The sequence below is a fragment of the Candidatus Delongbacteria bacterium genome, assembly GCA_041675285.1.
Classification (GTDB): domain Bacteria; phylum CAIWAD01; class CAIWAD01; order CAIWAD01; family CAIWAD01; genus CAIWAD01.
This window is the reverse complement of the sequence record JBAYTZ010000007.1, coordinates 110,911-136,922: the sequence shown is the minus strand read 5'-3', so window position 1 is coordinate 136,922 and position 26,012 is coordinate 110,911. Positions and strand designations below refer to the sequence as shown.

21 protein-coding genes are annotated in these 26,012 nt (G+C 66.1%); 5 read left to right on the top strand and 16 right to left on the bottom strand.

What is annotated here, in order from left to right:
* Window positions 1-326 precede the first annotated feature (326 nt).
* Entirely contained in the window at window positions 327-1,838 is a 1,512-nt protein-coding gene (gene malQ, locus WC326_09105) for a 4-alpha-glucanotransferase (protein MFA7331219.1), read from the top strand.
* Between the two features lie 65 nt (window positions 1,839-1,903).
* On the opposite strand, the gene WC326_09100 is transcribed toward malQ, so the two are convergent.
* The 16 genes from WC326_09100 to WC326_09025 all read right to left on the bottom strand — a co-directional run bounded on the left by WC326_09100 (window position 1,904) and on the right by WC326_09025 (window position 20,611).
* Window positions 1,904-4,660 carry a VCBS repeat-containing protein gene (locus tag WC326_09100; protein MFA7331218.1) on the bottom strand — a complete coding sequence of 919 codons (2,757 nt, stop codon included), beginning with the start codon at window positions 4,658-4,660 and terminating at the stop codon, window positions 1,904-1,906.
* Window positions 4,657-6,630, bottom strand: coding sequence for a sigma-54 dependent transcriptional regulator (locus WC326_09095; GenBank protein MFA7331217.1), 1,974 nt, complete (start codon window positions 6,628-6,630; stop codon window positions 4,657-4,659). The genes WC326_09100 and WC326_09095 overlap by 4 nt, the downstream gene beginning before the upstream one ends.
* A 228-nt stretch (window positions 6,631-6,858) precedes the next feature.
* The gene (locus WC326_09090) at window positions 6,859-7,743 is read right to left on the bottom strand and encodes a 2-oxoacid:ferredoxin oxidoreductase subunit beta (protein MFA7331216.1); all 885 of its coding nucleotides are present in this window, start codon (window positions 7,741-7,743) and stop codon (window positions 6,859-6,861) included.
* Window positions 7,730-9,526: a 2-oxoacid:acceptor oxidoreductase subunit alpha gene (locus tag WC326_09085; GenBank protein ID MFA7331215.1), complete on the bottom strand. Its 1,797-nt coding sequence runs from the start codon at window positions 9,524-9,526 to the stop codon at window positions 7,730-7,732. The genes WC326_09090 and WC326_09085 overlap by 14 nt, the downstream gene beginning before the upstream one ends.
* Before the next feature lie 61 nt (window positions 9,527-9,587).
* A complete protein-coding gene (locus WC326_09080) occupies window positions 9,588-11,087 on the bottom strand; it encodes an NADH-quinone oxidoreductase subunit N (protein MFA7331214.1) in 1,500 nt (499 codons plus the stop codon).
* 10 nt (window positions 11,088-11,097) lie between these two features.
* Window positions 11,098-12,609 (bottom strand): NADH-quinone oxidoreductase subunit M, encoded by a 1,512-nt coding sequence (locus WC326_09075; protein MFA7331213.1) that lies wholly within the window; start codon window positions 12,607-12,609, stop codon window positions 11,098-11,100.
* Between the two features lie 42 nt (window positions 12,610-12,651).
* The gene (nuoL, locus tag WC326_09070) at window positions 12,652-14,976 is read right to left on the bottom strand and encodes an NADH-quinone oxidoreductase subunit L (protein ID MFA7331212.1); all 2,325 of its coding nucleotides are present in this window, start codon (window positions 14,974-14,976) and stop codon (window positions 12,652-12,654) included.
* A 3-nt stretch (window positions 14,977-14,979) separates the two neighbouring features.
* Window positions 14,980-15,285, bottom strand: a complete 306-nt coding sequence (gene nuoK, locus WC326_09065) for an NADH-quinone oxidoreductase subunit NuoK (protein ID MFA7331211.1) — start codon at window positions 15,283-15,285, stop codon at window positions 14,980-14,982.
* Window positions 15,282-15,785: an NADH-quinone oxidoreductase subunit J gene (locus WC326_09060; GenBank protein ID MFA7331210.1), complete on the bottom strand. Its 504-nt coding sequence runs from the start codon at window positions 15,783-15,785 to the stop codon at window positions 15,282-15,284. The genes nuoK and WC326_09060 overlap by 4 nt, the downstream gene beginning before the upstream one ends.
* A 14-nt stretch (window positions 15,786-15,799) precedes the next feature.
* Window positions 15,800-16,480, bottom strand: a complete 681-nt coding sequence (locus WC326_09055; GenBank protein ID MFA7331209.1) for an NADH-quinone oxidoreductase subunit I — start codon at window positions 16,478-16,480, stop codon at window positions 15,800-15,802.
* Window positions 16,481-16,515: 35 nt separating this feature from the next.
* Entirely contained in the window at window positions 16,516-17,526 is a 1,011-nt protein-coding gene (gene nuoH, locus WC326_09050) for an NADH-quinone oxidoreductase subunit NuoH (GenBank protein ID MFA7331208.1), read from the bottom strand.
* A gap of 36 nt (window positions 17,527-17,562) precedes the next feature.
* Window positions 17,563-18,729 (bottom strand): NADH-quinone oxidoreductase subunit D, encoded by a 1,167-nt coding sequence (locus WC326_09045; GenBank protein ID MFA7331207.1) that lies wholly within the window; start codon window positions 18,727-18,729, stop codon window positions 17,563-17,565.
* A gap of 7 nt (window positions 18,730-18,736) precedes the next feature.
* A complete protein-coding gene (locus WC326_09040; GenBank protein MFA7331206.1) occupies window positions 18,737-19,225 on the bottom strand; it encodes an NADH-quinone oxidoreductase subunit C in 489 nt (162 codons plus the stop codon).
* A 7-nt stretch (window positions 19,226-19,232) separates the two neighbouring features.
* Window positions 19,233-19,739, bottom strand: coding sequence for an NADH-quinone oxidoreductase subunit B family protein (locus WC326_09035; protein MFA7331205.1), 507 nt, complete (start codon window positions 19,737-19,739; stop codon window positions 19,233-19,235).
* A complete protein-coding gene (locus WC326_09030; protein ID MFA7331204.1) occupies window positions 19,736-20,146 on the bottom strand; it encodes an NADH-quinone oxidoreductase subunit A in 411 nt (136 codons plus the stop codon). Before WC326_09030 ends, WC326_09035 begins: the two co-directional genes overlap by 4 nt.
* A gap of 9 nt (window positions 20,147-20,155) precedes the next feature.
* Window positions 20,156-20,611, bottom strand: a complete 456-nt coding sequence (locus tag WC326_09025) for a hypothetical protein (GenBank protein ID MFA7331203.1) — start codon at window positions 20,609-20,611, stop codon at window positions 20,156-20,158.
* A 256-nt stretch (window positions 20,612-20,867) separates the two neighbouring features.
* Here WC326_09025 and WC326_09020 point away from each other — a divergent pair, with 256 nt between their 5' ends.
* From WC326_09020 to WC326_09005, 4 genes are all read left to right on the top strand, one after another.
* Window positions 20,868-22,244 (top strand): NAD-dependent malic enzyme, encoded by a 1,377-nt coding sequence (locus WC326_09020; GenBank protein ID MFA7331202.1) that lies wholly within the window; start codon window positions 20,868-20,870, stop codon window positions 22,242-22,244.
* Window positions 22,241-22,663, top strand: coding sequence for an OsmC family protein (locus WC326_09015; protein ID MFA7331201.1), 423 nt, complete (start codon window positions 22,241-22,243; stop codon window positions 22,661-22,663). The genes WC326_09020 and WC326_09015 overlap by 4 nt, the downstream gene beginning before the upstream one ends.
* A 1-nt stretch (window position 22,664) precedes the next feature.
* Entirely contained in the window at window positions 22,665-22,892 is a 228-nt protein-coding gene (locus tag WC326_09010; GenBank protein MFA7331200.1) for a hypothetical protein, read from the top strand.
* A gap of 623 nt (window positions 22,893-23,515) precedes the next feature.
* The gene (locus tag WC326_09005) at window positions 23,516-25,987 is read left to right on the top strand and encodes a T9SS type A sorting domain-containing protein (GenBank protein ID MFA7331199.1); all 2,472 of its coding nucleotides are present in this window, start codon (window positions 23,516-23,518) and stop codon (window positions 25,985-25,987) included.
* The last annotated feature ends 25 nt before the right edge of the window (window positions 25,988-26,012 follow it).

The following is a 26,012-nucleotide window of genomic DNA, read 5'->3' as shown; positions in this document are numbered from 1 at the left end:
GAAGGAGAAAGTGCGAGAACAGTCGAATTCTCCCTCTCCCCCAAGGCAATCCGCGGGCCAACCCGGCGGAGCCGCCGATCTGTTTGATTCGCATGAGTAGGCGGGTTGACTGAGTGCTTGTTCAATTTTAAACGGCCAAGGATTGTCCATTTTTGGGGCCGTGTTTTGTCCTTTTGCCCACGATTGAGACTCCCCGCCCGGGCTGGATTCTTCCCCCGACCGGCCCCACCTTGGCCCGGTCAAGCCGCGGGCCCCGCCGGCCGATATGCGGAGGGATCCGCGTCGTATGACTCGGCCGCTCCGGCTCAGCAAAACAGGGACATGGCATGAAACATCGTCGTTCGGGCGTCCTGCTGCATCCGCTCTCCCTGCCCGGCCCGGCCGGGTGCGGGGATTTCGGCGCCTCCTCCGAGGCCTTCCTGGATTTCCTGGCCGCCGGTGGCCAGTCCCTCTGGCAGATGCTGCCGCTGGGGCCCACGGGCTACGGCGATTCCCCCTACCAGTGCCTGTCCTCCATGGCGGGCAGCCCGCTGCTGATCAGCCTGGATCCCCTGCGACAGGCCGGCCTGTTGCACCAGGGCGACCTGCGCGCGCCGGACATGCCCGCCGGGAGCATTCCCTACGCCGAGGTCCGGGCCTTCAAGCAGGTGGCGCTGGAACGCGCCTACGTCTCGCTGCAGGCCCAGCCGCTCCACCCGCTGCGCGCCGAGTTCGAGGACTTCTACACGCGGGAAGGCTGGTGGCTGCACGATTTCGCGCTGTTCATGACCCTGCGCGACCTGCACGACCAGGCCAGCTGGAACCAGTGGCCGGAGGGCCACGCCCACCGCAAGCCGGAGGCCATCCAGCAGCTCAACCAGCAGTACCAGGACCAGATCCTGCGCCACAAATTCCAGCAGTTCCTGTTCTTCAAACAGCTGGAAGAGCTGCGGCGCAAGGCCGCCCAGCGCGGCATCCTGCTGGTGGGCGACATGCCGATCTTCGTGGCCTTCGACAGCGCCGACGCCTGGGCCTGGCGGCACTACTTCCGCATCGACGAGCTGGGCCGGCCGGTGGTGGTGGCAGGCGTTCCGCCGGACTATTTCAGCGCCACGGGCCAGCGCTGGGGCAATCCGCTCTACAACTGGGCGGCCATGCGCATGGACGACTGGTGGTGGTGGCGCAGCCGTTTCTACATGCAGATGCGCCAGAGCGACGTGGTGCGCGTGGACCACTTCCGCGGCTTCGAGGCCTGCTGGGAGATCCCGGGCGACCAGCCCACCGCCGTGCGCGGCGAGTGGGTGACCACCCCCGGCCGCGAGTTGTTCGCCGCGCTGCGCCAGCATCTGCCGCAGCTGGCGCTGATCGCCGAGGACCTGGGACTGATCACGCCCCAGGTGGAGGCCCTGCGGCTGGACTTCGACATGCCGGGCATGAAAGTCCTCCAGTTCGGCTTCTTCACGGACTCGCGCGATCCCTTCCTGCCCCACAACTACGAACAGGCCTGCGTGGCCTACACGGGCACGCACGACAACAACACGCTGCGGGGGTTCTATCAGCAGGAGGCCACGCCCGAGCAGCAGGCCTGGCTGCGGCGCTACCTGGGGTTGGCGGACGAGGCCCAGCTGGTCCCGCGGGCGCTGGAGCTGCTCTGGCGCAGCTCGGCCAACTGGGTGCTGGCGCCCATGCAGGACCTGCTGAACCTGGGCGCCGAGGCGCGCATGAACGTGCCCGGCACCACCGAGGGCAACTGGGGCTGGCGCATGCCCGAGTCCTGGCCCCAGGCCGAGCTGGCCACGCAATTGCACGAACTGGGCCTGCTCACCAACCGCAACCTGCCGCCCCGTCCCAAGGGTTGAAGCACCCGGAACCAAATGAAAAGCGGCCGCATGCGGCCGCTTTTTTTTGTGGCTGTAGGGGTGGATCACTCCGCCGCGGGCTTGCCGATGCTGGCGGTCACGCAATAGAAGGAGGCAGGCAGCGGATCCGGATCCTGCCAGGAGGTCAGCGCGGTCTCGGCCACCAGGTTCCCCGGCTCCACCAGCTGATAGGGCTTGCTGCTGCGGTAGACCCGGTACTGGACCTTGATGGGCAGGCCGTCCACGCTGAATTCCACGGGCTCCCACTCCAGCGGATCGTCGCCGTCCACCATGGGCCCCGTGTCCACGCGGAACACGGGCCGGGGAATCACCAGCGGCTTGATGGGCTCCGACTTGTTGTCCACGTAGAGAACCGGCCCGTGGGCGGGCGTCCGCAGGTTCCAGAAGCAGCCGCGCGCCGTCAGCGGCAGGCCCGTGGAGTTTTCCAGGCCCAGTTGGTGGGTTTCCACGAAATCGCAGTGGTTGAGGGACAGGCTGGCGTTGTCCGTGATCCTGAGGTCGCGCTGGTTGCCCTGGAAGTGCACCGAATCCAGCAGCGCGCTGGAGCTGCCGCCCACGCGCACGCCGTCGCCGCAGGTCAGAATGGAGCAGTCGCGCAGCTCCAGGAGCGAGGACTGGCAGTCCAGCGCCACGCCCGCGGCGGCGGCGGTGATCACGCTGCCGCGGATCTCGGCCCGGCCCTGGTTCAGCGTCAGCCCGGCGCTGCCCGGCTGCAGCAGCGAATTGTGGATCCGCAGGACCCCGCCGTCCACCCGCAGGCCCCGGCTGCCCGCCAACAGGTGGCTCGACTCCACCTCCAGCGTGCAGGCGGCGCCCACTTCCAGCATCTGGGCCAGGTCGCTCAGCTCGACGCTCTCCAGCCGCAGGAGCGAACCGGGGCCGGCGTCCAGCGCCATACCGCCCAGGATCCCGTTGCTGGTGGACAAGGTGCGCAGGTCGGAATCCAGCTGGTCCGGGTTGCCCGACACCGTCAGGCGACCCTCCAGCCGCAGCGGCACGGGGCTGTCTCCGCCCCAGGCCGCGCCGGCCAGCAGATGCAGCTCGGCCCCGGGCGCCACGCGCAGGGAGAGCGGCTGCCAGGGGTCCGTCACAGTCAGGCGGCCGCTGACCAGCTCTAGGTCCGCCACCTCCGTGCCGAAGGGCAGCAGGAAGTCGTCGGGCAGGGCCACGGCGCCGCCCAGATGCCCGGGATGGGAGCCGGCGGGAACGGGTTGCAGAGTCAGGCCGTCGTGGCGCGCGCTGCCCAGGGGATGATCCGGCGCGGGGTCGTGGAAGGCGGTGGGCCAGGCCACCCAGCGGCCGAAGGCGTCCCCCGCCAGCAGCTCCACGGCGCCGTCGCCGTCCAGATCCACCAGGCGCGGCGGGCCGCTGACCAGGGTGGGCAGCCACCAGTCCGGCTGCTCCAGGCTCCCGTCCGGGGAGACCAGCAGCAGGCGCGCAGCCCAGCTGGCGGGCTCCCGGGGTTGCACGGTCACAAGCCAGCGCGAACCGGCCGGACCGCCTTCCAGCAGCAGCGGGGCGAGGCTCGCCTCGCCGGCCTCGGCCACGAGGGTGCCCGAGGCCGCCGTCTCCAGGCCCGCGGCGTCCAGCTGCACGAAGCGCACGCCGGCCGCGTCGCGGGCCAGCAGCGACACTTCCTGGCGGCCGTCGCCGTCGCCGTCGGCCAGGGCCAGGGCGCCCGGCAGGCCCTCACCCAGATTGTGCGTCCAGCGCAGGCCGTCGGCGTCCAGCGCCAGCACCAGGCCCTGTCCGCCGGCCAGCACCAGTTCCGGCCGGCCGTCGCCGTTCAGGTCGCCGGCCTGCAGGCCCGTCAGACCCGGGTCCAGCATTTGATGGAAGAGGCTGAGCGCCCCGCTCTGGGCATCCAGCACCTGCAGACGCAGGAAGCCGTTCAGCCGCAGGGGCAGCACGACATCCAGGCGCCCGTCGCCGCTCAGGTCCGCCAGCAGCGGCCGCGGCCAGCAGGGGCTGCCCTCCAGCGGCAGATTCTCCACCAGCGTGAGTTGTTCGTCGAAGCGGCAGAGCCGCAAGGTCTCCTGCTGGACCCAGAGCAGGGTGTGATACCCCGCGCCGGGCACGGGCAGCAGGACGGGTTCGCCCAGGATCAGGCCGTCCACGGCGCTCTGGGCCACCAGGCCTCCGGAGCGGTCCAGCTCCAGCACGGCGGTCTTGCTCACCAGCAGCATGTGTTCCGCCGCGCCGCGCCGCACGTGCAGGGGATCCGAGTGGGGCGAAAGGGACTGCAGCAGGTCCGTCAGGCTGAGGGGCCAGCCGGGCAGCGCGGCGCCCTGGCCGTCCAGCCAGACCAGCTGGCCGGCGGCCACGCCCTGGCGCTCGCTCTCCAGCGGGCGGACCAGCAGCACTTCGCCGTTCACGCTCTCCGCCATCAGTTCCTGATCGAAGGGGATGGCCGCCGGATTCTGCTGATAGGGCCAGCCGGGCAAGGTGGGCGCGCAGACCACCAGCAACTGCTCGTCCGTCAGCGGGGCCGGGCCGCCCAGCAGTTCCAGCACCAGCCGGTGCGGCCCCGCCGGCAACGAACCCTGGTAGACGGGCTGGTCCGCCGTCACCGCGCCGCTGCCCGCCGCCAACAGGACGGGCGTCGTCCCGGCCTGTTCGTCCAGCAGGCGCCAGGTGCCGGGCTGCGGGCCGTGCACCTCGACGGTCACAGCGACGGGTCCGCTGGTCAGGCTGCGGTCCGCGGGGGAATCGATGCGCGCCACCCAGGCGTCCTGGGCGAACAGGCTGCCGGCCGAGGCCAGCACGACTCCCGTCGTGAGCAGGCGGGGGCGGATTCTCATGCGGTCCTTCCCGGATCCGTCGGCGGGTCGTCCTCGGAGAGGTTGCGGCCCTTGCGTGAACGGATCCCGTATTTGGCAAGCTTGTACTTCAGGGCCCGGGCGCTCAGCCCCAGATCCTCGGCCGTGCGGTCCCGGTCACCCTGCCGGAACTCCAGCACCTGGCGGATCAAGCGCCGTTCCAACTGCTGCAGCGCATCCTCCAGGTTGATGGAGGCGTCGTTCTTGATCCGCCCCAGCAGCGAGTCCAGCCACTCCTCGTGGGACGCGCCCCCCTCGCCCTCCGCCGGCCGGGCCGCCGCCTGGGGCAGACCCAGATCCCGGGCCTCGATCTCGCGCTGGGCGATCTGGAAGCCGCGCAGCACGGCGTTGCGCAGTTCCCGCACGTTGCCCGGGAAGGCGTAGAGATTCAGCGCTTGAATGGCCCCGGTGGCAAAGGACTTGGCCTGTCCGTGTTGCCGGTTCAACTTCTCCAGCAGACTGCTGGCGATGAAGTACACGTCCTCCCGCCGCTCGCGCAGGGGCGGCAGTTCCAGCCGGAAGGCGCTGATCCGCATGATCAGATCCTCGCGGAACTGGCGCTGGGCGATCAGCTCCCCCAGGTCGCGGTTGGTGGCCGCGATGATCCGCGCGTTGGAGAAGTGGACCTGGCCGCTCCCCATCCGCTGGAATTCGCCGCTCTCCAGGAAGCGCAGCAGCTTGGGCTGGATGGAGAGCGGCAGGTCGCCGATCTCGTCCAGGAAGATGCTGCCCTCGCCGGCCAGCTCCACCAGGCCCTTGCGATCCTGGTCGGCCCCGGTGAAGGCGCCGCGCACGTGGCCGAACAACGTGCTCTCGAACAGGGTCTCCGGGATGGCCGGGCAGTTGACGGGCATGAAGGGCGCCGCCCGGCGCGGTCCGGACTCGTGCAGGGCCCGCGCCACCAGTTCCTTGCCCGTCCCCGTCTCGCCCAGCACCAGCACGGGCAGATCCGAGGGCGCCAGCGCCTGCACGTCGTGCAGGATGGCGCGCATGGCTTCCGAGACGGCCACGATCCCGTGCTGGGTGATCAGGGCCTCCATCAACTCGAAATCGTCCGGCCCGCGCTCCTCCGGCAGCTGCAGGATATCCTGACAGGTCTCCTGCAGCCAGTCGTCCCGGATCTCCAGTTGGCGGCTGAGTTCCAGAGCCTCCGTCGCCAGGCGCCGGGCCTCCAGGTTCAGGTTCTCCGCCCGGCGCAGGCAGGCCTGCTTGACCAGGATCTTGGGCAGGTAGCGGGCCAGCCCGTGCCGGCGGGCCGTGTCCTGGGCCTTGTCAAAGAAGATCCAGGCCTGGTCGGGGCGGTCCAGCTCCGCCAGCAGCGTGCCCATGTTGATGTCCACGCGCAGCAGGCGTTCGCTGTCCTGGCCCGCCAGGTGGCGCGCACGCTCCAAGTGGCCCGTGGCTTCCACGGGCTGCCCGGTGGTGTAGGCGTGCACGGCCAGGTTCAGCCGAATGTCGCCCTCCAGCAGGCTCTCCCCGTACTGCACGGCCAGCGCCAGGGCCTGGTCCAACTGCTCCTTGGCCGGCTCCAACTCGCCGCGGCGGGTGTGCAGCGAACCCAGCAGGTTGCGGATCTGCATCTCTTCGGCCGGCTGGCGCAGCCCGTTGCCCGCCAGCACGGCCCGGTAGAACTGGATGGCCGTGCCCGTCTCGCCCAGGTCCTTGGTGGCCAGACCGGCGTTGAACAGCGCCTTGAAGCCGATGGCCCGCCACTCCGGCCGGTTCCGGTGCTGACGAACCTCGCGGTACAGGTCGAAGTAGAGATCCCGGGCCTGCCGGGCCTGCCCGCAGCGCAGCAGGGCGTTGCCCCACAGCAGCCGCAGCTGCAGGCGGTCGCCCGGATCGGACAGCCGCTCCAGGTCCCGGGGAAAATTCTCCAGGGCCGCGGGGAAGCGCCGTTCGCGCAGGGCCACCACGGAGGGCAGCCTCGCTATGCTCTTGCGTTGGCTCAAATTTCGACTGCTGTCACACTTGGTTGGTTGGTTGGTGCGGGAATATGGAGCATGCCCCCCCGGCCGTCAAGCGGAAAATGCCCCGAGTGGAAAGCAGAGCCAGCTTTGGGACGAAGCTCGGCCGGGTTCACTGGATCGCTGGGCGCGGGTTGGGGTCAGGATAGGGGCGGGGGAAAGGAGGCAAACAGGGTCCCGGACGCAGCGGCGCCCGGGACCCGCAGCAGATGATCAGGGCAGGAAATCGTTGACCACGTCCAGCACCGCCGGGTTCTTGTCCTGCTTGAAGGCCTCGCGCAGCCGCGAGTAGCGGACCCCGAACGATTCCGTGTGCACGTGGTAGATCACGCCCAGCTGATAGGCGTCGCCGTTGTTGGCCACGCTCAGCGCCGCGTTGAAGTCGTGGTGGTCGTGGCCCGTCTGCTCCAGGTAGGTCACGCCGTCGCCCTGGTAGTCCTTGTACTGGGTCTTGCCCCGGAAGGTCACGCAGGGGGAGAGCACCTGGACGAAGCTGAAGCCCGAGTGCTTGATGGCCCGGGAGAAGATCTCCGTCATGTGCTTGATGTTGGTGGAGACCGTTCGGGCGATGAAGGTCACGCCCGTGGCCAGGGCCAGGGTCACCGGGTCGATGGGCCGCTCGATGTTGCCCAGGCTGCTGGTCTTGGTCACCAGGTCCGGCTCGCTGGTGGGGGACAACTGGCCCTTGGTCAGGCCGTAGATCCGGTTGTCCATCAGGATGTAGGTCATGTCCAGGTTGCGCCGGGCGGCGTGGGGGAAGTGCCCCATCCCGATGGCGAAGCCGTCGCCGTCGCCGCCGGCCACGATGGTGGTGACCTGGGGGTTGGCCAGCTTCACGCCCGTGGCCAGGGTCAGGGCGCGGCCGTGCAGGGCGTTGAAACCGTAGGCCGCCACATAGCCCGGCAGGCGGCTGCTGCAGCCGATGCCCGAGATCACGGCCGTGTTGTGGCGCTCCAGGTTCAGGTCGGCCAGGGTCTTGTAGAGGGCGTTCACCACGCCGAAGTCCCCGCAGCCCGGGCACCAGACCGGCTTGAGGTCACGCTTGTAGTCCTTGGGCGTCAGGGCGGGCCTGGGCTCGCTGCTCTCAGGCAAGCTCATGATGCACCTCCTCGATCTTGGCTTTCAATTCCTTCACCGGCAGGGGCATGCCGTCCACGAAGTGCAGGTCCACCAGCTTGGCGGGGGGCAGCACGACCTGGGTCCGCAGATAGGTGAGGAACTGGGCGCTGTAACTGGAATCCGCGACGATCACCTTGTCGCAGGCGTCGATGAACTCCTGCACCGTCTCGCTGTGCAGGGGCATCAGGCAGCTGGGAATCAGCATGCGCGTGGCGATGCCGGCCGCCTCCGCCTGCAGCATGGCCTGGCGGGCGGGGCCCTTGGAACTGCCCCAGCAGAGGATGCCGATCCGCGCCTGGGGGTCGCCGTAGTGGCGCATGAACTTCATCTCTTCCTTGATGAAGTCCAGCTTGCGGTAGCGCTTGCCGTGCATGGTGCGGTGGATGCCCACGTGGGAGACGGGGTAGCCCAGCTCGTTGTGCTCGATACCGCTGGCGATGTAGTCGGCGTTCTCGATGCCCGGGAAGCTCATGGGCGAGACGCCGTTCTCCGTCAGCTGGTAGCGGTGGTAGCGGTTCTCGGCCAGGGCGGCGGGGTCCGGGGTCAGGCGGTCGCAGCGCCGGATCCAGCCCTGCTCGATGCCTGTCTCCAGCAGCTCGCGCCGGGGCACCGACTCCACGCGCTGCCCGACGAACTGGTCCAGCAGGACCAGCACCGGGAGCTGGTACTTCTCGCTGATGTAGAAGGCCTGGGTCATGGTGAAGGCGCAGTCCTTGACGTCCGTGGCGGCCAGCACCACGTGGGGCGCGTCGCCGTGCGTGCAGTAGCAGGCCTGCAGCAGGTCGCTCTGGCTGGTCTGCGTGGGCATGCCCGTGGAGGGCCCGCCGCGCTGCACGTTGATCACCACCAGCGGAATCTCCGCCATGCAGGCCAGGCCGATCATCTCGCTCATCAGCGAGATGCCCGGGCCGGAGGTGGCGGTCATGGACTTCACGCCGGCGAAACTGGCGCCGATGGCCATGCCGCACGAGGCGATCTCGTCCTCGGCCTGGATCATTGTGCCGTCGAAGCGCGGCAGGCGCTTCTCCAGCCACTCCATAATGTCCGTGGCCGGTGTGATGGGGTAGCCCGAGAAGAACTTCAGGCCGCTCCAGAGCGCGCCCATGGCCGCGGCTTCGTTGCCCGACAGCACCAGGTTGGGCTCGCAGGGCGTGAACTCGGCGAAGCGCGGCAGCTCGGGCTGGAAATCGCGCTCGTAATCCTCGGCCCATTTGCGGCCCACCGCGATGGCGCCCAGGTTGAGCTCGATCAGGTCCGCCTTCTTCTTGGAGAAGCGCTTCTCGATCTGCCCGGCGATGCCCTTCTCCGGCAGCCGGAAGAAGCCTTCCAGCACGCCCAGGGAGACGATGTTCTTGGTCAGCGCGTTGCCGACCTCCACCGAGGCCAGCTGGTTCAGCGGGACCTTGATCCAGGTCTGGCTGCCCAGGATCTCGATGGGCAGATCCTCGTCGCCCACCTTGTCGTCGGTGTCGGAGATGATCACTGCGTTCTTGGCCAGGCGGATCTCCTCCGTGAAGCGCTTGTAGTCGCCCCAGCTGTAGCAGAGCAGGATCTGGGTCTCCTCCCCGATGCTCAAGAGGGGCTCCACGGCCAGGCGGATCTTGCAGGAAGATTCACCGCCGCGGATCTGCGGACCGAAGCTCTTCAGCAGGAAACAATGCAGACCCTCCGCCGCGGCGGCCTTCACGATGATTTCGCCGGCGCTCACCACGCCGTCGCCACCGGAACCGACAATGGCCAGGGTCAGATCACGGCATTCCACAGCCGTATCCTCCTTTTATGGGTAGCGCCGTGTCCCGGCGCCATCGTTCAGACAGGCCCGCTCAGATGAGCCGGGCGATGGACGCGTCCGTCAAGTTGACCAGGGGCTGCCAATATAGGCCAAACAAGAGCGTCAAGGCGCACAATCCGGCGATCAGCGCCGCGTGGACGCGCGGCAGCGGGGCCGTCTCCAGCACCTCGTCGCCCGCGTCGAACCACATGGCCTTGACCACGCTGAAATAGTAGTAGAGCGACACCACCGAGTTCAGCACCGCCACGGTGGCCAGCCAGTACCAGCCGCCGCGGATCACTTCGCCGAACAGCACCAGTTTGCCGATGAAGCCCGCCATGGGCGGCAGGCCCACCAGACTCACCAGGAAGACGGTCATGGCGAAGGCCAGGCCCGGATGCCGCTTGCCCAGGCCGCGGAAGGCCTCCAGCCCCTCGGAACCCGTCATCCGGCCCACGGCGTCCACCAGGAGGAAAGCGCCGTAGTTCATGAACAGGTAGACCGACAGGTAGAAGAGCATGGCGGAGAGGCCCAGCGGCGTGGCCAGCACCAGGCCGGTCATCAGGTAGCCGGCGTGGGCGATGGACGAGTAGGCCAGCAGGCGCTTCACGCGCGTCTGGCCGATGGCCGCCAGGTTGCCCAGGCTCATGGTGAAGGCGGCCAGAATGCCCACCAGCAACAGCGGGTCGAAGCCGGGCGCCACCAGATTGACGGCCGCCGTCTCACCGGCCAGGCTGGGGAAGAGCACGCGCGCCAGCAGCAGCAGGCCTGCGGCCTTGGGTCCCACGCTGAAGAAGGTGGTCACCGGGGTGGGGGCGCCGTCGTAGACGTCCGGACACCAGAAGTGCATCGGCACCATGGCGATCTTGTAGCCCACGCCCGCCAGCACCAGCAGCGTGGCCAGCAGCAGGGTCAGCCCGTCCATCCCGCCCGCGGCCAGGCTCTGCTGGATCAGCACCAGATCCAGGCTGCCCGTCAGGCCGAAAATCCAGCTGGCGCCGAAGAGCAGGGCGCCGGAGGCCATGCTGCCGAAGATCATGTACTTCAGCGCCGCCTCGCCCGAGCGGGTGTCCCGACGCTCGAAGCCCGCCAGCACGTAGCTGGGGACCGAGACCAGCTCCAGCGCGATCACGGCCATCAGAAGGTTGCGCGTGCCGGCCAGCAGGTCCATGCCCAGCACGGCGGCCAGCAGCAGCACCAGCAGCTCGCCCTGGTGCTTCATGCGGAAGGAGACCAGCACGATCAGGGCCGTGGAGAGGGCGAAGAAAAGCTTGCCGAAGGCCGCCAGGCTGTCGGCGGCCAGCATGTCGAAGAAGAGCGTGCGCGGCTCCAGCCCCAGCTGCAGCCAGGCCGCCGCGGCGGAGGCCAGCAGGCCCAGGAAGGCCAGCCAGCCCGGAATGCGTCCGGCGAAGTGGTCGCCGGTGAGGGCCCGCCCGCGACCCGCCAGCAGGTCCGCCAGCAGCACGAGCAACAGCGTGCCCGCCACCAGCAGCTCCGGCAGAAAGCCGCTCAGGCTGCCCATGATCTGGGCCGTGGCCTGGGAGAATTCCATCTCCACCCCCTTAGAAAGTCGTCACCAGTTGGACCAGGCGCAGGGTCGCGTCGTCCATCAGGTCGATGACCGGATTGGGTTGGACGCCCAGGTAGAGCACGATCACGCCGATGGGCACGAGGGTGAACAGCTCGCGGCCGTTGATCTCGGGCAGGTTGGCGTACTTCTCGTTGAGCGGGCCCAGGAAGACGCGCTTGATCATCCACAACAGGTAGCCGGCGGTGAGGATGATGCCCAGGGCGGCCAGGAAGGTGAGCAGCTTCCAGCTCTGGAAGGCGCCCAGGAAGACCATCAGCTCGGCGATGAAGCCGGAGAGGCCGGGCAGGCCCATGCTGGCGAAGAAGGCGAACATCGCCACGCCCGTGTAGATCGGCATCACCGTGCCGATGCCGCCGAAACCGTTGATCTGGCGATGGTGGGCGCGGTCGTAGAGCACGCCCACCAACAGGAACATCATGGCCGTGATGGTGCCGTGGTTGAACATCTGCAGCGCCGCGCCCGTCATGCCCTGGTCCGTCAGCGCCGCCATGCCCAGCATCACGTAGCCCATGTGGGAGACGGAGCTGTAGGCCACCAGCTTCTTCAGGTCGTCCTGGGCCATGGCGCAGTAGGCGCCGTAGAGGATGTTGATCACGCCCAGCACGCCGATGGCGTAGGCGAAGTACTGCATCGCGCCGGGGAAGATCGGCAGGCTGATCCGCATCAGGCCGTAGGTGCCCATCTTCAGCAGCACGCCGGCCAGGATGACGGAGATGGCCGTGGGCGCCTCCACGTGGGCGTCGGGCAGCCATGTGTGGAAGGGCCAGACCGGCACCTTGATGGCGAAGCCGATGAAGAAGGCCACGAAGATCACCCGGGCGAAGTTCAGCCCAAAGATGGTCAGGTTGGGGTCGGCGAAGGTGCGGGCCTGGGCCATCAGGTCGAGCAGGCTGAAGGTCTGCCCTCCCTGGAAGTAGAGGGCCAGGATGCCCACCAGCATCAGCACGGAGCCGGCCAGCGTGTAGAGGAAGAACTTGATGGCCGCGTACTCGCGCCGCGGTCCGCCCCAGATTCCGATCAGGAAGTACATGGGCAGCAGCATGACTTCCCAGAACACGTAGAACAGGATGAAGTCCAGGCTGACGAAGGTGCCCATCATGCCCGTCTCCAGTAGCAGGAAGAGGGCGAAGTAGCCCTTCACCTGCTTGGAGATCCCCCAACTGGCGAAGATGCAGAGGAAGGAAAGCAGGGCGGTGAGCAGGACCATGGGCGCGGACAGCCCGTCCAGCCCCACGAAGTATTGGATGTGATACGCCGGGATCCAGTCCAGCCGCACCACGTACTGGAAGCCCGCCAGGTCATCCACACCCGCCATGCCCCGGTTGAAGGTCTGCCAGACCCAGAAGGCCAGCAGCAGCGGCACAGCGGCGAAGGCCGCGGCCGTCCAGCGGATCAGGTTGTGTTGATCCTTGGGCAGGAAGGTGATGACCGCCGCACCCAGCAGCGGCACGAAAGTCATCAGCGTCAGCACCCACTGTTCCATCATCACTCTCCTCTTGGCGTCGGAACCGGTTTCCGCCGTGTGCTACAAGACCTGCCAGATCAAGATCACCACCACCCCCACCAGGGCCTTCACCAGGTAGCCCTGGATGTCGCCGCCCTGCAGCAGGCGCAGGCCGCCACCCGCGGTGCGGGCCAGCCAGCCCGTCCCGTTGACGGCGCCGTCCACCACCACGTTGTCGAAGCGGCCCACGAACAGCGCCTTGCGGATGGTCACCGCCGCGGCGCCGTTCACCAGTCCGTCGATGATCACGCGGTCGAACCAGGCGCAGATCCGCGCCACCAGCAGCGTGAAGGCGATCACCGTGACGGCGTAGAGTTCGTCGAAGTACCACTTGTGGAACAGGAAGCGGTGCAGGCCCGGCAGGGCCGCCGCCACCTTGGCGGGATCCACCTTGTGCTTGAGGTAGACCAGCCAGGCCGCTGTGATCGAGAGGATCACGATGATCACGCTGATGACCATGGCCCGGACGTGGGCCAGGTGCTCGATGTGCTCGACGTGCCGCAGGTGCTCTTCGTGGGCGGCCTGGGCGGCGGGATCCTGGCCGTGGGACGCGCCGTGCGCGGCGTCCGCGGCCACCAGCGGCGCAGTCTCGTGGGTTGCGGCGGGCGGCGGCGTCTCCGACTCTGCCGGCAGCGCGGATTCCGTCTCCGCGCCCTCTGCGTGAGGCGTTGCCAGGGTGTCGGCGGCCATGGCCAGCCGCAGGCTGTCGGCGCGCGCGGCCTCCAGCACGGCCAGTTCCTGCACGCCCAGCCAGGTGGGCGCAGCCTGGGCCGGCGCCAGGGTGGGGTGCAGGATGGCCTGCTCGGGCTTGGGAATCAGCCGGTAGAACCAGCCGCTGGCCGCGTTGGTCGGGTTGGGCGTGTAGAAGAAGAAGACCGACAGGCTGGAGAGCACCACCAGCGGGCCGGTGATGTTGGGCTTGTTCTCGTGGAACAGCTCCAGCTCGCCGGGCTTGCCCTTGTGCTCGCCGTGGAAGGTCACGAAGACCAGCCGGAACATGTAGAAGGCCGTCAGCATGGCCGCCGTGAAACCGAAGAAGGCCAGCGGCCAGTGGGCCGGATGCTCCATGGCGAAGGCCAGGCTGCCCGCCAGAATGGCGTCCTTGCTGATGAAGCCGCTGGTTAGCGGCACGCCGGCCAGGGCCAGCGTGGCCACCAGGAAGGTCCAGTAGGTGATCGGCAGCTTGCCCTTCAGGCCGCCCATGTTGCGCATGTCCTGGGGGTCACGGTGATGGTCGTGCACGTGGTGATACACGTGATGCATGGCGTGGATCACCGAGCCCGACCCGAGGAAGAGGCAGGCCTTGAAGAAGGCGTGCGTCATCAAGTGCAGGAAGCCCGCGCTGTAGGCGCCCACGCCCACGGCCAGCACCATGTAGCCCAGCTGGCTGATGGTGGAGTAGGCCAGCACGCGCTTGATGTCGTGCTGGGTCAGGGCGATGGTGGCGCTCATCAGGGCCGTGAAGCCGCCGATGTAGGCGATCACCAGGCTGGCGTCGAAGGTCAGCAGGAAGAAGACGCGCACCAGCAGGTAGACGCCCGCCGCGACCATGGTGGCGGCGTGGATCAGGGCGCTCACCGGCGTGGGGCCCTCCATGGCGTCGGGCAGCCAGACGTGCAGCGGGAACTGGGCGCTCTTGCCCACGGCGCCACAGAACAGGCCGATCCCCGCCAGGGTCATCCAGAGCGCCAGGTCGGCGGGCAGGCCCGGGCCGAAGCCCGTGACGATGGCCTCCAGCTCGCTCAGGTTGAAGGTCCCGAACTGCCACATCAGGATCATCAGCGCGCCCAGGAAGCCCAGGTCACCCACCCGGTTGGCGATGAATGCCTTCATGCCGGCCTCGGGCGGGCCCTTGCGCTCGAACCAGAAGCCGATCAGCAGGTAGCTCGAGAGGCCCACCAGCTCCCAGCCGGTGAAGATGCCCAGCAGGTTGTCGCTCAGCACCAGCCAGAGCATGGAGAAGCTGAAGAGCCCCAGGTAGCCGAAGAAGCGGCCCTTGCGCGGGTCGTCCGCCATGTAGCCCGTGCTGAAGATGTGCACCAGGCTGGAGACCGTCGTCACCACCAGCAGCATGACCACGCTGATGTTGTCGATGCGCAGGCCCAGCGGCATGGCGAAGTCGCCGATGCGGATGAAGTCCCACGTGGCGGTCACGCTCCAGGCCGGGTCCCCGGCGGGCAGCATGTGCCCCAGGAAGAGCCAGAGCGCCAGCGCCAGGTCCGTCAGGATGGCGGCGGTGGGCACGTACCAGCCCTGCCCCGGCAGACGTCGTCCCCCAAAGATCTGGACGGCGAAGGCGGCCAGGGGCAGCAGCAGGATGAGAGTCGCGGCGAGAATCGGCGTCATGGGCTAACCCTGCAGTTCGCGCGCCGCATCGACGTCGATGCCGCGCTGCTGGCGATAGAGATTCAACACGATGGCCATGGCCACGGCCGCCTCGCAGGCGGCCAGGATGATCACGAAGATCGCCGTCGCCTGGCCGTCCAGGGCGCGGGCCTCGGTGAAGCGCGAGAAGGCCACGAAGTTCAGGTTGGCGCTGTTGAGGATCAGCTCCACGCCCATCAGCAGGGCCACGGCGTTGCGCCGGGTGATCATGCAGACCAGGCCCAGCACGAAGAGCAGCGCCGCCACCACCAGGTAGAAATGCAGGCTCATTTCTCCCCCCCGGCGTGGCGCGCCAGATGGAGGGCCCCCAGCATGGAGCCCAGCAGCAGGATCGAGACCACTTCGAAGGGCAGGATCCAGGTGGTCATGAAGCCCGTGCCCAGGCCGCGGGCCGTGTTTTCCGGCAACGGCGGAAAGGACAGGGGCCAGCCGGCGCGGAAGATCGCCAGCAGCAGCAGGCCCAGCAGCAGGGCGCCCAGCGCCAGGCCCTGGCCGCGGCGGGTGGGACCGACGCTCAGTTCGGCCGTGGGCATGGCCGTGGTCAGCAGGATGCCGAACAGCAGCAGCACCAGGATCCCGCCGATGTAGACCAGCACCTGGGTCACCGCCAGGAAGTCCGCCCCCAGCGTCACGTACAGCCCGGCCACCCCGAAAAAGGTGAAGAGCAGGCTGAAGCCGGCGTGCAGCAGTTTCGGTGAGAAGGCCACCCAGGCCGCCGACGCCACGGTCAGCAAGCCGAAGAGCAGCTCCAATAGGGTTTTCACGTCCATCCCGCCTCCCTGAATCAGGCCTGGCTGCCCGCGTCCGTGTTCGTCTCCGGGGTCGGGGCCTCGCCCTCGGGCGCGGCCGGAGCCGCTCCGGCAGCGGGGGCCGCCTCCGCCGCCTCGGCCTCCGCCTTGGCCCGTTCCGCCTCCGCCTTGGCCTGCTCCGCCGCCAGCTTGTCGGCCGCAGCCTTGGCCAGCGCGGCGGCCGCAGCCTGGCGCTTCTCCTCCTCCAGGGCCTCCTGGGCGGCGGCGATCTGCCCGCCGTCCATCTGCGCGAAGCGGAAGTAGAGGTCCTGCACCGCGGCCGTGCTGTAGTCGAACTTCTCCGTCATGATCAGGCACTCGGTGGGGCAGACGTCCACGCACAGCCCGCAGTAGCAGCACTTGGCCATGTCGATGTCGAAGCGCGCCAGCAGCAGGGTCTTCTTTTTGCCGTTGCTCGTCCGGCCCAGGTCCACGCTCTTGGTGCTCTTGATCGTGTCGATCCCGATGCAGTCCACCGGGCAGGCCTTGGCGCAGTTGCCGCAGCCGATGCAGTCGTCGATGTTGTTGAACAGCTCGCCGCGGGTGCGGGGCTTGGTGGTGGCCGGCTCGTGCGGCCACTGCACGGTGTTGGCCTTCTCGCCCAGGTGGGAGAAGGTCACGGCCATGCCCTTGACCGTCGTCAGCAGGCTGTCCGCGATGTCCCCGAAGTAGCCCATCGTGTCCTTTCCGGCCGCGCCAGGCGCGGCGCCACTTAGCCGATCAACAATTCCCACAGGCCGCCCAGCACCAGCACGCCCATGGCCGCCGGCACCAGCACCTTCCAGCACACATGCATCAACTGGTCCACGCGCAGCCGCGGCAGGGTCATGCGGATCCACATCTGCAGCAGCACGAAGCCGTAGGCCTTGCCGAACAGCCAGAGGGGTCCCGGAATGAAGCCCAGCGCCGGGTGCAGGGGCTGCCAGCCGCCCAGGAAGAGCACAGTGGCCAGCATGCCCACGGCCAGCATGTTGGCGTACTCCGAGAGGAAGAAGAGGGCGAAGCGCATGCCCGAGTACTCGGTGTGGTAGCCGCCCACCAGCTCGCTCTCGGCCTCGGGCAGGTCGAAGGGCGTGCGGTTGACTTCCGCCAGACTGGCGATGAAGTAGATCAGGAAGCCCAGCACCAGGAAGGGATTGTGGTGCAGGCTGAGGCCGTGCCAGTTCCAGAAGCCGCCCGCCTGGGAGACGCAGATCTCCTGCATCGACATGGAGCCCGAGACCATCACCACGGAGAGCACGACCAGCGAGATGGGCACCTCGTAGCTCACGGCCTGGGCCACGCTGCGCATGGCGCCGTAGAGCGACCACTTGTTGTTGCTGGACCAGCCGGCCATCATGATCCCCGCCACCACAAAGGCCGAGATCGCCAGTGCGAAGAAAATGCCCACGTTCAAGTCCGCGGCGGCGTGGCCGTCGGCGAAGGGCGTGACGGCGAAGACCGCGAAACTGGCGCCGAACACGATGTAGGGGGCCAGCTTGAAGAGCGGGCGGTCGATGCCCCGGGCGATGATGTCCTCTTTGAGCAGGAGCTTGACGGCGTCGATCAGCGTCTGCAGGATGCCGTGGGGGCCGTTCTCCATCGGGCCGAGCCGATCCTGCATCCAGGCCGAGACCTTGCGCTCCATGTAGACGGAGAACAGGGCATTCACGGTGATCACGATGGCGATCACGACAGCGCTGAAGGGCGCCCAGAACCAAAAGGTCTGCATGAGTTCCGTCACGGGAATCCCTCTTCTCCTTGTCCGCCAACGAGCGGGCTAGCGGTCGATCTCGCCCAGCACGATGTCCAGGGAGCCCAGGATCGCCACCACGTCGCTGATCAACGCGCCGTGGGAGATCTCGTCGATGATGCACAGGTTGCTGAAAGCCGGGGCCCGCACCTTTACCCGCTCCGGCAGGTTGCCCCCATTGGAGACGATGTAGTAGCCCAGCTCGCCGCGCGGCGTCTCCGTGCGGCAGTAGATCTCGCCCACGGGCAGCTTGACGCGGCTGGGCACGGCCTCGCGCACGTCGCCCTCCTTGGGGCGCGCCGCCAGGGCCTGGCGGATGATGGAGAGCGACTCCTTCATCTCCAGCACCTTCACCCAGTAGCGGTCCCAGCTGTCCCCCAGCTGGCCCACCAGGCCCTCGCCCACGCAGACCTTCCACTGGAAGCGGTCGTAGATCGAATAGGGATCGTCCCGGCGCAGGTCGAAGGAAACGCCGCTGCCGCGCAGGCTGGGGCCGGACAGGCCGAAGGCCCAGGCCTGCTCCGGAGTCACCACGCCGATCCCGGCGTTGCGGCCGATGAAGATCTTGTTGAAGGAGAGCAGCGGGTTGAGTTCGTTGTCGATGCGCGCCTCGAAGTAGTCGCAGAAGCGCAGGATCTTGTCGTCCATGCCCTCCGGGAAGTCGTGGCTTAAGCCCCCCACCCAGATGTAGTTGTAGAGCAGGCGCGCGCCGCAGATCTCCTCGAAGAAGTCCAGGATCATCTCCCGGTCGCGGAAGCAGAAGAAGTAGGGCGTCAGCGCGCCCAGGTCCAGGCCGCAGGTCCCGATGGCCACCAGGTGGCTGGCGATGCGGTTCAGCTCCGCCACCACCACGCGCAGGTACTCCACCTTTTCCGGCACCTGCAGGCCCAGCATGCGCTCGCAGGCCACGGCGAAGCCCAGGTTGTTGTTCATGGACGCCAGGTAGTCCATCCGGTCGGTGTAGGGCACGATCTGCGGCGGCGTGAGCTTCTCGCAGTGCTTCTCGAAGCAGCGGTGCAGGTAGCCGATGTGCGGCCGGATGGAGGCCACCTCCTCGCCGTCGGTCTGCAGCTCCAGCCGCAGCACGCCGTGGGTGGAGGGATGCTGGGGACCCATGTTGAGGGTCATCAGGTCGCCGTCGGGACCCCGCTCGGGGACCCGGCTGCCTTGGATGAAGAGCTCTTGGTTTTCCATGGATGTCCTAGTCCAGCGGCATGCCGTTGTAGGTGGCCGGGGTGACGTAGTCCTTGCGCAGCGGATGCCCTTCCCAGTCGTCCGGGCAGAGGATGCGCCGCAGGTCGGGATGGCCCTCGTAGACGATGCCCAGCAGGTCGTAGGCCTCGCGCTCGTGCCAGTCCGCGGTGGGCCAGACGCCGGCCACGCTGGGGCAGGCGGGGTCCACGGAGTCCAGCACGACCTTGACGCCCAGCTTGTGCCGGTGGCGCGGGCTGAACAGGTGGAAGATGCTGGCCAGCCGGTCGCCCTCGCCGGCGCCGGCGGGTAGGTGGGTGCCCGACAGGCACATCAGCTGGGCGAAGTCCAAGGCGGGGTCGTCGCGCAGCAGCAGGGCCAGAGCCGGCAATTGGGCGCGCGCCACGAGGATCCAGGGGCTGAAGGCCTCCGGGTGTTCCTCCAGCACGGCCTCCGGCAGGGCGGCACGGATGTGCCCGAGCAGTTCGGCGAATTCCATCGGTACCTCAAGCAGTCCGGGCGGCCGCGCCCGGGCGCGGCTTCTTGCCCCGAATGATGTCGCGCAACAGTTCCATGCCTTCCAGCAGGGCCTCCGGACGCGGCGGACAACCGGGGATGTAGACGTCCACGGGGATGATCCGGTCCACGCCCTTCAGCACGTGGTAGCCGTGCTGCCAGTAGGGTCCGCCGCAATTGGAGCAGCTGCCCATGCTGATGACGAACTTGGGCTCCGGCATCTGCTCGTAGAGCAGCTTGACGCGGCTGGCCATCTTCATGGTCACCGTTCCCGCCACGATCATGCAGTCCGCCTGGCGCGGGGAGGGGCGGAAGACCTCGCTGCCGAAGCGCGCGATGTCGAAGCGCCCGGCGCCGGCGGCCATCATCTCGATGGCGCAGCAGGCCAGGCCGAAGGTCATGGGCCAGAGGCTGCGCGCGATGGCCTCGTTCACCAGCCACTCGGCGCTGGTCAGGATGATGTTGCCGCCTTCGTGACGCTCGATGGGTAGGTTCACGCGGGCTGTCCTTTCTCCACGGCGGCGGCCGGCTTCAGGAAGCGGCGGCTGCGCACCCAATCCAGATCCCCCTTCGCCCAGGCGTAGGCCAGTCCCAGCGCCAGGATGCCCACGAAGACGAACATCTCCACGAAGGCGAACAGGCCCAGGCTCTTGAACACCACGGCCCAGGGAAAGAGGAAGACCACTTCCACGTCGAAGAGCAGGAAGACCAGGGCCACCGTGTAGAAGCGGTTGTTGAACTGCATCCAGGGCGTGCCCGTGGGCAGTTCGCCGCACTCGTAGATCTGCAGTTTCTGCTCGGTGGGCTTGCTCGGCCGCAGCAGCGAGGAGAAGGTGATCGCCACGATGCCGATGAGCAGGCCCATCAGCAGAAAGACCAGCACCACGCCAAACGCGAATTGCATGCGCTCCTCCTAGTTCCGCAGGCGGGCCAGCTGTCGGCCCAGTTGCTCGGACAGCTCCTGGCACAGGCGGAATTCATCCGTGTAAGGGCTCGCGGCGAACTGCAGGCGACACTGCCGGGCGATCTCCCCCAGCAGGGCCGCGTTCTGCTCCGCGCGCGGCCGGCGCTCCGCCGGACGACCCGGGCCGGCGGCCGGCTCCAGCTCCAGGCCCGTCTTCAGCAGCAGGGCCTGCAGCACGGCGTCCACCCCCGGTCCGCCTTCCGCGGCGCCCAGAATGACCCGGGCGCGCCAGTGCAGCTCGCGCAGGTCGGCCGCCAGGGAATCCAGCTCGCTCAGGAATCGGGCGGTGGGTCCGGAGCGCAGGTCCTCCAGCCGCTCCTCCTGCCGATGCAGCAGGACCGCCAGCAAATAGACGCCTTCCAGGGGGGAACAGACAGCGGGCACGCGGATGGCCTGCGCTTGCATCACGGCTGGTCCTTCCCGAGTACGGCGACAATTCCCTTCTGCCACGTGAGGCCCCCAGGGAGCGACACGCCCGCCCAAGGTAGCGCTGACCCCGACAACAGTCAAGAAGTTAACAACGTGAACGGTTCACCTTTGGAGGCTTGCATCTAAATAGTGAGCGTGAAGCTGTCTGGTCGGCGGGCGCGGCCGCCCTGCGACGGGTCCGAGTGCGCCCGTGAATTGCCAGTTTGCCCTCCGCACAGAGCCAGGAGACCCCATGCGCCACGAGACCGGACGACGATTCATCAAGCGACTGCGCGTGAAGCTGCCCGACGCGCCGGGCTGGCTGGGCCAGTTCACCACCCGCCTGGGCGACCTGGGCGTGCGCTTCGGCGAGATCCACACCGTCCACATCGGCAAACGCGACCGCATCCGCGACCTGGACGTGCTGCTGCCCAGCGCGGCGGCCCTGGAACAGGCCCTGGAGGCCATCCGCGCCATGGCGGGCGTGGAGCTCTTGGGCATCACGGACGTGGTGCGCGAGCGCCACCTGGGCGGCAAGGTGGAGATGACCCCGCGCGTCAAGGTGGAGACGGTGGACGACCTGGGCATCGTCTACACGCCCGGCGTGGCCTCCATCTGCCTGGAGATCCACCAGAACCCCGAGCTGGCCCTGACCTACACGGGGATCCAGAACACAGTGGCCATCGTGACCAACGGCACCGCCGTGCTGGGGCTGGGGGACATCGGGCCGGTGGCCGGCATGCCCGTGATGGAGGGCAAGGCCCTGCTCTTCCACTTGCTGGCCGGGATCAGCGGCATCCCCATCCTGCTGGATGCGCGCGACCCCGAGGAGATCATCGCGGCGGTGAAGGCCATCGCCCCCACCTTCGGCGCCATCAAGCTGGAAGACATCAAGGCCCCGGAGTGCTTCGAGATCGAGGCCCGGCTGGACGCCCTGCTGGACATCCCCGTGATGCACGATGACCAGCACGGCACCGCCACCGTGGTGCTGGCCGCGCTGCTCAGCATCGCGCGCCAGAGAGAACTGGACCTGGCACACGCGGAGGTGGGAATCGTCGGGCTGGGCGCCGCCGGCGCGGGCATCCATCAGCTGCTCAGCGCCTACGGCGTGAAGACCATTTACGGCGCGGACATCAATCCGCTGATGAGCGAGCGCTTCGCCTCCAAGGGCGGCCAGCCCACGGATCTGGCCGGCGTGATGGCCCGCTCCTCCATCGTCATTGCCACCACGGGCGTGCCCGGGCTGATCAAGGCAGCCCAGGTCCGGCCGGGACAGGTGATCCTCGCCCTCTCCAACCCCAACCCGGAGATCGAACCCGACGAAGCGCTGGCGGCGGGCGCCTCCTTCGCGGCGGACGGCAAGGGCGTCAACAACGCCATGGCCTTCCCCGGGCTGTTCAAGGGCGCGCTGACCGCACGGGCCCGCACCATCAACAACGAAATGAAGATCGCCGCGGCCCGGACCATCGCCTTGAACGCGTTGGAGGGCGACCTGACGCCCAACATCCTGGACCGCGCCGTGCACGCGGAGATCGCCGCCGCCGTGGCCGCCGCCGCCTGGGCGTCCGGCGTGGCCCGCGGTGGGGGCGACGAATCGCACAGCCACTATCAGAAGGAGATTCCCGCATGATCCGCAGCGCAACCGCCCATTGGCAGGGCGACCTGAAGGCCGGCCGGGGCACCCTCAGCTCAGCCAGCGGCGTGCTCCAGGAGACGGCCTATTCCTTCCACACCCGCTTCGAGGACGGCGCCGGCACCAACCCGGAGGAGCTGATCGCCGCGGCCCACGCGGGCTGCTTCTCCATGGCGCTCTCCGCCCAGCTGGGCGCGGCGGGCTTGACGCCCACCTCCATCAAGACCGCGGCGCAGCTCAGTTTCGAGAAGCTCGAGGCCGGCTTCACCATCACCAAAATCCAGCTGACCTGTCGCGCCAGCGTCCCGGGCGCCACGCCCGAGGCCTTCCAGACCGCCGCGCAGTCCGCCAAGGCCGGTTGTCCGGTGAGCCGCGTGCTCAACGCGGAGATCAGCCTGGACGCCGCGCTGGTCTAGCATGGCCGAAGAGCTGGGCTTCAGTTGGCGCGAGCAGGGCGATGATGAGTTGGCCATCCAGCGCCACGGCAGTACGGTCACGGTGCTGCGCGGCGCCGCCGCCCGGCGCGCGCGAGCCCAACTGGCGGGACTGGAAGCCGATGCCGTCCAGCAGCTGCTGGCCCGTCTGACCGGCAACTACCGGCGGGGCAACGAAGGCGTTGCGGCACGGCATCCGCGCAATCGCTGAGGCCGCGAGGCCAGTTGTTTCGACAAGCGCTGGGCGGCCCCTTCCCCCTGCAGGGGGAAGGTTGGGATGGGGGTTTTTCGCGATTCGGCAGTCTGCCGGGTTGCCTTGTTTTCCACCTTTCTGCTGGCGCCAGAAAGGTGGAACGGCCGGTTAGGTGCCAAAGAGGCGCTTTTTTCAGCGGCCGTAACTAGGCGGCCTCGCGGCACGGGCGGTTAGCCCGCCGTCAAACAGACGGCCGGATGAAGTGATTCCTGGTCCAGTTGTAGTTGGTTCGCCCTTCGGGCTTCACCCATTTTCTGGTTCAGCGCTGCGCGCTTAACCTCACTCAACCAATTCGTCATCCCCCGGCTCGACCGGGGGATCCCATGGCACAGTGACTGTCATTCCGGCGAAAGCCGGGATCCCATGGTCCGTGCGCGGCGAAGCCAATTCCCTTCCCTCGCCCCCGGCGGGGGAAGGCCCGGCTTCGCAACGCGAAGACGGGATGGGGGCACGCGAGAGTTCAGGTCCAGCCTGCCGCGCAGCACCTGGTCTTCCGATCCCCCATTTTCCTCTGCACCCGCCGCCCGCCGATTCCCAACTTGCAGCCGCAACCCGTCCTCCCCGCTGTGGAGATTCGCCCCATGTCACGCTTTCCGCAAGGACTTCTTCTGCTGCTGTTCTGGGTCGGCGCGGCCCAGGGCCTGATCCGTGTCCCCCAGGACGTGGATTCCATCCAGACCGCCATCGATTTGGCCATGGATGGCGACACGGTGGTCGTGGCCCCAGGGACCTGGTACGAGCGCTTGCACATTAACTCGGGCCAAGTCACGTTGTGCTCGAATTTCCTATTCAGCCAAGACAGTGCGGACATTGTGGCCACCATTTTGGATGGGCAGTTCCAGGGCACGATCCTCAGCGTGGATATGGATGCTGAAAGTCGCCTTGAACTGAATGGATTCACGGTTACCCGTGGACAAGGTGCCTATGACGCGGAGACAGGAGATCGAGTCGGTGGAGGAGTGGATTTCATTCAAGCGGGGACCGTGTACCTGAGCAATCTGGTATTTCATAACAATCGTGCGCCCCGCGCGGGATCAGCTGTGTTTTACATAGATTTTCAACATCCTAGCTCTGCGCGATTTGTTCTCAATAATGTCAATTGCTTCGAAAATGAATACACCAATTCTTACAATGCGGCTTATGGGGCAATCCACATATCTTATGCAAAGAGAATTGAAGCAAGTCGACTTAGAATTTCAAATATTAATCAGTCAATGTATAAACAGTACCTGTTAGTTGCAAGCGACACATTAGAAGTTGATGATTGCTCGTTCTCAGGACTAACAAACATGTTGGGGATGCCCTATAAATTTGGTGCTTATGACAACTACGGAAGATCTATGTATATGCAATTAACTAATATCAACATTTCTGAAAATGTATTCAATAATGTGGGGGGATTTGCTTTTGTGCAAGGATACAATGGTTTTTGCAGACTGCACAACATAAGGATGGAAAATAATGTTTTCCCCAATGGAGGAATGCAGTTTGAATTTGGGAACTATGGAACTTATTTAGCAGATAGTATCTTCATTTGCGGTAACCAATCGGCAAAATCGTACGCATTGTTCAATTGTCAGATTCCAGGCACCATTACTAACCTCTTTGTCATCGGCAACCACATGGGCAGCCATGCTGAGTTCGAACCGACTTGGCCGGGTGAAAATGCCATTATGGAGGATCTAAGTATTGACGGGGCCATCTTTGCGGACAATGTGCTGGAGCGGTCCTTGGCACCGCCGGGGCAATATACGAGCGGGGGGCATCTTCTGCATTTAAGTGGACACACCGCTGATTCGCTCTTTTATCGAAACATGAGTTTCATCAATAACCTACATATTGATCCGGATGTATATGAAATGGCAGATGTGTATGCAGGGATCCCCGGCGCAAATGATGGTCGTTTAATTGATGGCATCTATGGTGTTCGTCCTCATTACTTTGAGATGGATTCATGTGTGTTCATTGGGAATCGACAACCCAATATCATCCCTGAAGTTGAACCAGTGAATTCGCCAGGCGCGCAGTTTTACATTGGAAGCAATGTATGGATTTACGGGGGGACAGACATTTTCACACGAATTGTTAAAAATGTTCAAATGATTGATTGTGATGATGGTGGTATTGTAATAGGAAACAAGGGAGATTTGTTTGTTGACAATGTGATGATTATAAATAACAAGCGAGCGGGATTGGCTATTGGCTGCAATGATACTAATTACACTGCCAATGTAAATAATGTTTATATCTCAAATCTTCAACAACAAGAATCCTACACGGAATTTCCATATTATAGCTGCCACCAAAATGCTTTGTCTTTAGTTATTAGGAGTAATCAAGCGAATGATATATCGAACATTACAATAGAAGGATGCGATGTTCCGTTTATTATTAGAAATGAAGAATCATATGAAGGAACGATAATTCGGAATAGCTTGTTCTCAGAAAATGGATCGATTGACTTTGAAAACCCTAATGGGCAGCCAATTACATTTGAGTATTGTCTTTTGCCAGAGGACCGTCCAGGAGTCGGCAATTTGGTTGAAGTTGATCCCCTATTCGATGAAATGCTTGGCCCACCGTGGCTTTCGGTCCTATCTCCTTGCATCGATGCCGGCATTCCGGATCCCATGTGGGATGATCGTGAGGACCCCACCAATCCAGGTCACGCCCTTTGGCCCAGCCAGGGCACGTTGCGGAATGACATTGGCTATACCGGCGGTCCGCATGCCACTCTTTACGATACCACGTGGACCCATCTGCCCAAGTGGGAACCTAGGACAATCCCCCAGGTCTTTTCCCTGGGCGCGCCCTGGCCCAACCCCTTCAATCCCGTGACCTGGATCCCAATCACGTTGCAGAGTCCGGCAGCCTTCACATTAGCTGTGTACAATCTGCTGGGGCAGCAGGTGGGACTTCTTCACCACGGTCCCTTGCACGCCGGAACCCATGTATTCCCATTGGAAGCGCAGTCCTTGGCCAGTGGCACCTACGTCGTCACCATGACCTGTGCCGGTCGAGTGCAAAGCCGCGCCATTACCCTGTTACGCTGAGCTGCCGTCGGGCAGCCGCAATCCG